The following is a 7,997-nucleotide window of genomic DNA, read 5'->3' on the forward strand; positions in this document are numbered from 1 at the left end:
CCGACATGTCCATAGACAACGCTCCCCGCCTCGAAGGAGCCGGCGACGTCCACCAGGGCCCCGACCAGGCGTTCCCGACCCCGGCCGCCCCCGGCGGAGACGCCGCTCCCGCGCCCACGTCTTCCCGGAACAAGACGCCGTTGTGGAAGCTGCTCCTGCGGGACCGGATGGCGACGGTCGCGGCGGCGATCCTGGTGTTCGTGTTCCTCGTCGCCGTCTTCGGCCCGTGGCTGGTCGGCGACGCCGCGACCGATCAGAACCTCGACCGGTCCAACCTCGCCCCGTTCCACGTGGCGAACGGGTGGATGAACATCCTCGGCACCGACCCGCTCGGGCGCAGCATGCTCGCCCGGTTGATCGTCGCGTGCCGCACCACCCTCCTGGTGGCGCTGCCCGCGGTCGCGCTGTCCTGCATCGTCGGATCCCTCATCGGCATGTGGGCCGGTTACCACCGCGGCTGGCGGGAGACGACGGCGATGCGCGTCGCCGACGTCATCATGAGCTTCCCGTCGCTGCTGATGGCCGTCGTCGTCCTGTACGTGTTCTCGCCCAGCGCGGCGAACATCGTCCTGGTCCTGGCGATCACCCGCATCCCGATCTACCTCCGCACCGCCCGCGCGGAGTCGGCGGAACTGCAGAGCCGGCTGTTCGTGGACGCTGCACGCACGTTCGGCGCCCGCAGCGGGGCCGTCATCCGTCGGCACGTGTTCCCGATCCTGCTGCCGACTCTGCTCACCGTCGCCACCCTCGACTTCTGCTACGTGATGCTCGCCGAGTCGTCGCTGAGCTTCCTCGGCATCGGCATCCAGCCGCCCGACATCAGCTGGGGCCTGATGGTCTCCCAGGGCCGGACGTACCTGCAGACGGCGTGGTGGCTGTCCTTCTTCCCCGGTCTCGCCATCGTCGTCACCACCGTGTCGGCAACCGTGCTCGCCGCGTGGGCCCGGATCGCCACCGACCCCGCCCAGCGCTGGCGTCTGACCGTGCCGCGGTCGCGTCGCTCCCGGCTGTTCCCCACCCGAAAGGTCGTCTCATGAGCGCACCTGCACCGGCTGTCGAATCACCCGACTTCGCCGCAGACATCGACCGCGTCGCACTCGAGGTCGCGGATCTCACCGTCGACCTGCGCACCCCCTCGGGCACGGTCCGTGCCGTCGACCACGTGTCGTTCACCGCGCGACGTGGGGAGACCCTCGCGCTGCTCGGTGAGTCGGGGTGCGGCAAGTCGATGACCGCGCAGGCGCTCGTCGGCCTGCTCGAACCGATCGCCGACGTCACCGACGGCTCGGTCCGCCTCGGCGACGTCGACCTGGTGACGGCGAAGGCGAAGACCCGCCGCACTCTCGCCGCCACCGAACTCGCCATCGTGTTCCAGGACGCACTGACGGCGCTCAACCCCGTCTACACGGTCGGCAAGCAGTTGGCCGAACCGTTCCGGATCCACCGCGGCCTGTCCGCGAAAGAGGCGCGGCGGGAAGCGATCTCGCTGATGCAGAGGGTCGGGATTCCCGAGCCCGAATCGCGCGTCGACTCCTACCCGCACCAGTTCTCCGGTGGCATGCGGCAGCGCCTGCTGATCGCGATGGCCGTCGCGCTGAGCCCGACGGTCCTGCTCGCCGACGAACCGACCACCGCACTCGACGTCACCGTGCAGGCGCAGATCATGTCGCTGTTGCGGGACCTGCGCACCGAGCACGACATGGCCGTCATCCTCATCACCCACGACCTCGCGCTCGTGGCGGAGGAGGCCGACCGCGTCGCGATCATGTACGCGGGCAACGTCGTCGAGACCGGACCGGTCGCCGAGGTCTTCTCCTCGCCGCAGCACCCGTACACCAAGGGCCTGCTCGATTCGGTCCCCGTGCACGCGGTCCGCGGCGAAGACCTGAAGTCGATCGGCGGCACCCCGCCCGACCTGCACTCCATTCCGTCCGGCTGCGTCTACCAGGCGCGCTGCCCGCTCGCCCGCGACCTGTGCCGCACCACCCGCCCGCCGCTCGCCGGCGTCGCGGCCGGCCGCCGCTCGGCGTGCCATTTCCCCGAGGAGGTCTGACATGTCCGAGTCGATTCTGAAGGTGCGGGGCCTGACCAAGACGTTCAAGGTGCCTGCCAACGCGGCAGGCAAGAACCAGTTGCGTGCGCTCGACGGCATCGACCTCGACCTCGCCCGCGGCGAAACCCTCGGGCTCGTCGGCGAATCGGGCTGCGGCAAGTCCACCCTCGCCCGCACGCTGATGATGCTCGAGCGCCCCGACTCCGGGTCGGTGACGTGGGACGGCGTCGACCCGTTCTCGCTGAAGGGCAAGGACCTGCTGGCGCTGCGCCGCCGGGTGCAGATGGTGTTCCAGGACCCGTACGCGTCGCTGAACTCCCGGATGTCGGCGGCCGACATCATCGCGGAGCCGTGGCGCACCCACAAGACGATGTACAAGACCAGCCGCGACCGGGCGGCGCGGGTGCGCGAATTGCTGCACCTCGTCGGTCTGCGGCCGAGCGACGAGCACCGCTACCCGCAGGAGTTCTCCGGCGGTCAGCGTCAGCGTCTCGGGATCGCCCGCGCCCTGGCGCTGAACCCGAGCGTCGTCATCTGCGACGAACCCGTGTCGGCCCTCGACCTGTCGGTGCAGGCTCAGGTGCTCAACCTGCTGAACGACCTGCAGAAACAGCTCGGCATCTCGTACGTGTTCATCTCGCACGACCTGTCGGTGGTCCGGCACGTCGCCGACCGTGTCGCCGTGATGTACCTCGGCCGGATCGTGGAGACGGGTGCGACGGACGCCGTCTTCGACCGTCCCGCCCACCCGTACACCGAGGCCCTGATGTCGGCGGCACCGAAGCTGGACGCCGACTCCCGCGGCAAGCGGATCATCCTCGAGGGTGAGGTTCCGTCGCCGCTGAACCCGCCGTCGGGCTGCCGGTTCCGCACCCGCTGCGTCCACGCGACCGACGTCTGCGCGAGCACGGTGCCGCCCGCCGCGGTCGACGAGCGCGAAAGCGGCCACGTCGCCGAATGCCATCATCCTCGCCGTCCGGTCGCGCTCGGCGTGCCGGTCGCGGTCGGGTGAGCGGGGCCGAGTTCGCGGTCATCGCGCTCGCCGTCTTTCTCGCCTCGTGCATGCAGGCGTCGATCGGATTCGGGATGGGCATGCTCGCGGCGCCGGTCGTGGCGCTCGTCGATCCGAGCCTGCTGCCCGGGACGCTGATCATGACGGCGACGGTCGTCACGGTGATGGTGGTGTGGCGGGAACGGGACGCGCTGGACCTGACCGGCACGGGGTGGGCTCTGGCCGGCCGGGTGCCGGGCACCATCGCGGGCGCGGTGCTGCTGGTGGTGCTGCCGGAACGGGGACTGTCGCTGCTGCTCGCGGGCGTGGTGCTGTCCGGGGTCGTCTTCGCGACCCTGGGCTGGGCGCCGCCGCCGCGACGCCGGAACCTCGCCTTCGCCGGGGCCGCGTCGGGTCTGCTCGGCACGGCCACGTCCATCGGCGGACCGCCGATGGCGCTGGTGATGCAGGGGTCGAAGGGGGCGCAGCTGCGCGGCAACATGAGCGCGTTCTTCCTGGTGGGCTCCACGCTGTCCGTCGCCGTTCTCGCCGCGACGGGTTCGGTGCATCGCGAGTCGGCGGTGATGTTCGCGTTGCTCGTCCCGGCGACGGTGCTCGGATACGTGGCGTCGCGGTTCGTGAACCGCCACCTGGACGCCTCTCGCCTGCGCCGGACGTCGATCGCGGTGTCCTGTGTGGGCGCGCTGATGCTGATCGGGCAGCAGCTTCTCTGATGCAGTGTCTGCATCGTTCGATGCTCAACAAGTCTTGGACATGTATCGATCGGGCCACTTAGGGTTTTCGTTGTGAGGCGCCTCACGGGCGGCGCTGCGCTGTGAAGGAAGGTTTCGGAAGATGAGTACAACGAGCACCCCGGTCGTCACCGACATGCGAGTGGTCCCGATCGCGGGACACGACAGCATGCTCCTGAACCTGTCCGGCGCGCATGCCCCGTACTTCACCCGGAACCTGGTGATCCTCACCGATTCCGACGGCAACACCGGTGTCGGCGAGGTCCCCGGCGGCGAGCCGATCCGGCGTACCCTCGAGGACGCCCGCGCCATCGTGACCGGGCGCAGCATCGGCGAGTACAACGGCGTACTCGCCGACCTGCGGCGCACGTTCGCCGACCGCGACTCCGCCGGCCGCGGCAACCAGACGTTCGATCTTCGCGTCGCGATCCACGCCGTCACCGCCGTCGAGTCGGCTCTCCTCGACGTTCTCGGGCAGCACCTCGGTGTTCCCGTCGCGGCCCTGCTCGGCGACGGTCAGCAGCGGGACAAGGTGCAGGCGCTCGGCTACCTCTTCTTCGTCGGCGACCGCAACAAGACCGACCTGGACTATCAGTCGGGCGCGGGCGAGTCCGACGACTGGCTGCGTCTGCGGCACGAGGAGGCGCTGACACCGGACGCCGTCGTGCGGCTCGCCGAGGCCGCCCAGGCGCGGTACGGCTTCGCCGACTTCAAGCTCAAGGGCGGCGTCCTCGCGCCCCGCGAGGAGGCGGCGGCCGTGACGGCGCTGGCCGAGCGGTTCCCCGACGCGCGGGTCACCCTCGACCCCAACGGCGGGTGGCTGCTGTCGGAGGCCATCGAGACCTGCCGTGGACTGAAGGACGTGATCGCGTACGCCGAGGACCCGGTCGGCCCCGAGGGCAGCTTCTCCGGCCGCGAGGTGATGAGCGAATTCAAGCGCGCCACCGGACTGCCCACCGCCACCAACATGATCGCCACCGACTGGCGCGAGATGGGGCACACCATTCGCTCCGGCGCCGTCGACATCCCTCTCGCCGACCCGCACTTCTGGACGATGGCCGGATCGGTCCGCGTCGCCCAGCTCTGCGACGCGTGGGGCCTCACGTGGGGATCGCATTCCAACAACCACTTCGACGTGTCGCTCGCCATGTTCACCCACGTCGCCGCCGCGGCCCCGGGCGACATCACCGCCATCGACACCCACTGGATCTGGCAGGACGGTCAGCGGATCACCAGGGACCCGTACGAGATCGAGGGCGGCTACCTGACCGTGCCGTCGACGCCGGGCCTCGGGGTGGAGCTCGACATGGACCGGGTCGAGGCCGCGCACGAGCTGTACCTCCAGAAAGGTCTCGGCGCGCGCGACGACTCGGTCGGCATGCAGTTCCTCGTGCCCGGCTGGTCGTTCGACAACAAGCGCCCGGCATTGGTCCGCGCCTGATGAAGATCGTCGTCGGCGACCGGAATCTGCTGCCGCATCGCGAACTGTTCGAGTCGGGGCTGCCGCCCGGCGCCGTGGTGTCATGGCATCGGAAATTCGACGAGTCGGAGATCGTCCCCGACCTCGCCGACGCCGACGTGTACGTGGGCGGCCGGTTCACCGCCGCGATGGCGACGGCCGCACCGAAGCTGCGGCTGCTGCACGTCGCAGGCGCGGGCACCGACAACGTGGCCTTCGACGCCCTTCCTCCCGACACCCTGGTCGCCAACACCTTCCACCACGAGGACTCGATCGCGGAATACATCGTGTCGGCGGCGCTGATGCTGCGCCGCGGATTCCTCGGTCACGACCGCGCCCTCCGCGGCGACGTGTGGGCGACGTCGGTCTACGACGACGCGATCGCGCAGCCCCGATCCATGCGTGGCGCGCGGATCGGGTTCGTCGGCTTCGGTCACATCGGCGGGAGGGCGTGGAGCCTGCTGCGCGCGTTCGGTGCAGAGGGCTGCGCGGTCACTGGGCGCGGAAATCTCGACGCCGATGCGGAAGGCCTCGAATGGGCGGGCGGCAACACGTCGCTGCTCCGGCTCATGACCGAGTCCGACGTCGTGGTGGTGTCCGCGCCGCTGGGCGATCACACCCGCGGCATGATCGGCGGGCCGGAACTCGAGGCGCTCGGACCGGACGGAGTCCTGATCAACGTCGGGCGCGGCCCCCTCGTTCAGGAACAGCCGCTGTACGACGCACTGGCGTCGCACCGGATCGCGGCCGCGGCCATCGACGTCTGGTACTCCTATCCCGAGGCCGGCGGTCACGGCGCGCCGAGCGCACTGCCGTTCCGCGACCTGCCGAACGTCCTGATGACCCCGCACTCGTCCGGCGTCACCGACCACACGTTCCTCGGCCGCGTCCGCGACATCACCGAGAACATCCGCCGGCTGGACACAGGGCAGACGGTCCTGCGCACCTGCGGCTGAGGCATCCGCGTATTGCGACCTTCTATATAGGAGTCCCTACATAGAAGGGAGTCGGTGCCGGCGAGAGTGACAGATCTTGAAGAGTTGAGGCCGAAATCGCTGCGACCAGGCGATTTGGAAAACGGCGCAGGGTTCGCGTAACTTATTCCAAGTCAGAGCGACACGGACACCGACATTCACCACCTGGTGATGCAACGAGGTTGTACGAAGTGCCTGGCAAATCCGAAGTTCACCATCGTGTATGGTTGTGCTTCAACCCCGGAATGTCTTCAGCGGGTGCCGGTTTGCGCCGGTCAGCCTGATGGGATAAGCTGGAAAAGTTGCCCCGGAGCGGCTGGCGAGTGAGTCAGAAGCGATGGTGTGCGCGTGTTCTTTGAGAACTCAACAGTGTGTCGATGAATGTCAGTGCCAAATGTTTTTGGTACTCCGCATCACGAATGTTCAACCGCCTCTTGGGGTTTGGTTGGCGTGTGTGGTGTGGGTATTTTGCTGGCTTCCCTTCCTTCTTCCGTCGGATGGGGGGTCAGTGTTTGATTGAAGCTAGTTTGAGTTTTTTTGCTAGTGATTTGACTCGATGTCTATGACTGATTAGGTGCCTCTTTGGGGGTGCCGGAATCTAGAGTCTTCAACGGAGAGTTTGATCCTGGCTCAGGACGAACGCTGGCGGCGTGCTTAACACATGCAAGTCGAGCGGTAAGGCCCTTCGGGGTACACGAGCGGCGAACGGGTGAGTAACACGTGGGTGATCTGCCCTGCACTTCGGGATAAGCCTGGGAAACTGGGTCTAATACCGGATATGACCAAAGGCTGCATGGTTTTTGGTGGAAAGGTTTACTGGTGCAGGATGGGCCCGCGGCCTATCAGCTTGTTGGTGGGGTAATGGCCTACCAAGGCGACGACGGGTAGCCGACCTGAGAGGGTGACCGGCCACACTGGGACTGAGACACGGCCCAGACTCCTACGGGAGGCAGCAGTGGGGAATATTGCACAATGGGCGAAAGCCTGATGCAGCGACGCCGCGTGAGGGATGACGGCCTTCGGGTTGTAAACCTCTTTCAGCAGGGACGAAGCGAAAGTGACGGTACCTGCAGAAGAAGCACCGGCCAACTACGTGCCAGCAGCCGCGGTAATACGTAGGGTGCAAGCGTTGTCCGGAATTACTGGGCGTAAAGAGCTCGTAGGCGGTTTGTCGCGTCGTCTGTGAAAACTCGAGGCTCAACCTCGAGCTTGCAGGCGATACGGGCAGACTTGAGTACTGCAGGGGAGACTGGAATTCCTGGTGTAGCGGTGAAATGCGCAGATATCAGGAGGAACACCGGTGGCGAAGGCGGGTCTCTGGGCAGTAACTGACGCTGAGGAGCGAAAGCGTGGGTAGCGAACAGGATTAGATACCCTGGTAGTCCACGCCGTAAACGGTGGGCGCTAGGTGTGGGTTTCCTTCCACGGGATCCGTGCCGTAGCTAACGCATTAAGCGCCCCGCCTGGGGAGTACGGCCGCAAGGCTAAAACTCAAAGGAATTGACGGGGGCCCGCACAAGCGGCGGAGCATGTGGATTAATTCGATGCAACGCGAAGAACCTTACCTGGGTTTGACATATACCGGAAAGCCGTAGAGATACGGCCCCCCTTGTGGTCGGTATACAGGTGGTGCATGGCTGTCGTCAGCTCGTGTCGTGAGATGTTGGGTTAAGTCCCGCAACGAGCGCAACCCTTGTCTTATGTTGCCAGCACGTAATGGTGGGGACTCGTAAGAGACTGCCGGGGTCAACTCGGAGGAAGGTGGGGA

6 protein-coding genes and 1 rRNA gene are annotated in these 7,997 nt (G+C 67.0%); all 7 read left to right on the forward strand.

Features of this window, described 5'->3' with window-relative positions; translation table 11 throughout:
* The first annotated feature begins 5 nt into the window (after nucleotides 1-5).
* A complete protein-coding gene (locus CA951_RS02390; RefSeq protein WP_087555301.1) occupies nucleotides 6-1,037 on the forward strand; it encodes an ABC transporter permease in 1,032 nt (343 codons plus the stop codon).
* A complete protein-coding gene (locus CA951_RS02395) occupies nucleotides 1,034-2,053 on the forward strand; it encodes an ABC transporter ATP-binding protein (RefSeq protein WP_087555302.1) in 1,020 nt (339 codons plus the stop codon). Before CA951_RS02390 ends, CA951_RS02395 begins: the two co-directional genes overlap by 4 nt.
* A 1-nt stretch (nucleotide 2,054) precedes the next feature.
* Complete coding sequence (locus tag CA951_RS02400) at nucleotides 2,055-3,065, forward strand: ABC transporter ATP-binding protein (RefSeq protein ID WP_087555303.1); 1,011 nt, start codon at nucleotides 2,055-2,057, stop codon at nucleotides 3,063-3,065.
* Entirely contained in the window at nucleotides 3,062-3,778 is a 717-nt protein-coding gene (locus CA951_RS02405; RefSeq protein ID WP_087555304.1) for a sulfite exporter TauE/SafE family protein, read from the forward strand. The genes CA951_RS02400 and CA951_RS02405 overlap by 4 nt, the downstream gene beginning before the upstream one ends.
* Nucleotides 3,779-3,899: 121 nt before the next feature.
* A complete protein-coding gene (gene gudD / locus CA951_RS02410) occupies nucleotides 3,900-5,237 on the forward strand; it encodes a glucarate dehydratase (protein WP_087555305.1) in 1,338 nt (445 codons plus the stop codon).
* Nucleotides 5,237-6,211 carry a 2-hydroxyacid dehydrogenase gene (locus tag CA951_RS02415; RefSeq protein WP_087555306.1) on the forward strand — a complete coding sequence of 325 codons (975 nt, stop codon included), beginning with the start codon at nucleotides 5,237-5,239 and terminating at the stop codon, nucleotides 6,209-6,211. Before gudD ends, CA951_RS02415 begins: the two co-directional genes overlap by 1 nt.
* Nucleotides 6,212-6,836: 625 nt before the next feature.
* Nucleotides 6,837-7,997, forward strand: a 16S ribosomal RNA gene (locus tag CA951_RS02420); the annotation flags it as partial.

Source organism: Rhodococcus sp. NCIMB 12038, from assembly GCF_002165735.1.
Classification (GTDB): domain Bacteria; phylum Actinomycetota; class Actinomycetes; order Mycobacteriales; family Mycobacteriaceae; genus Rhodococcus_F.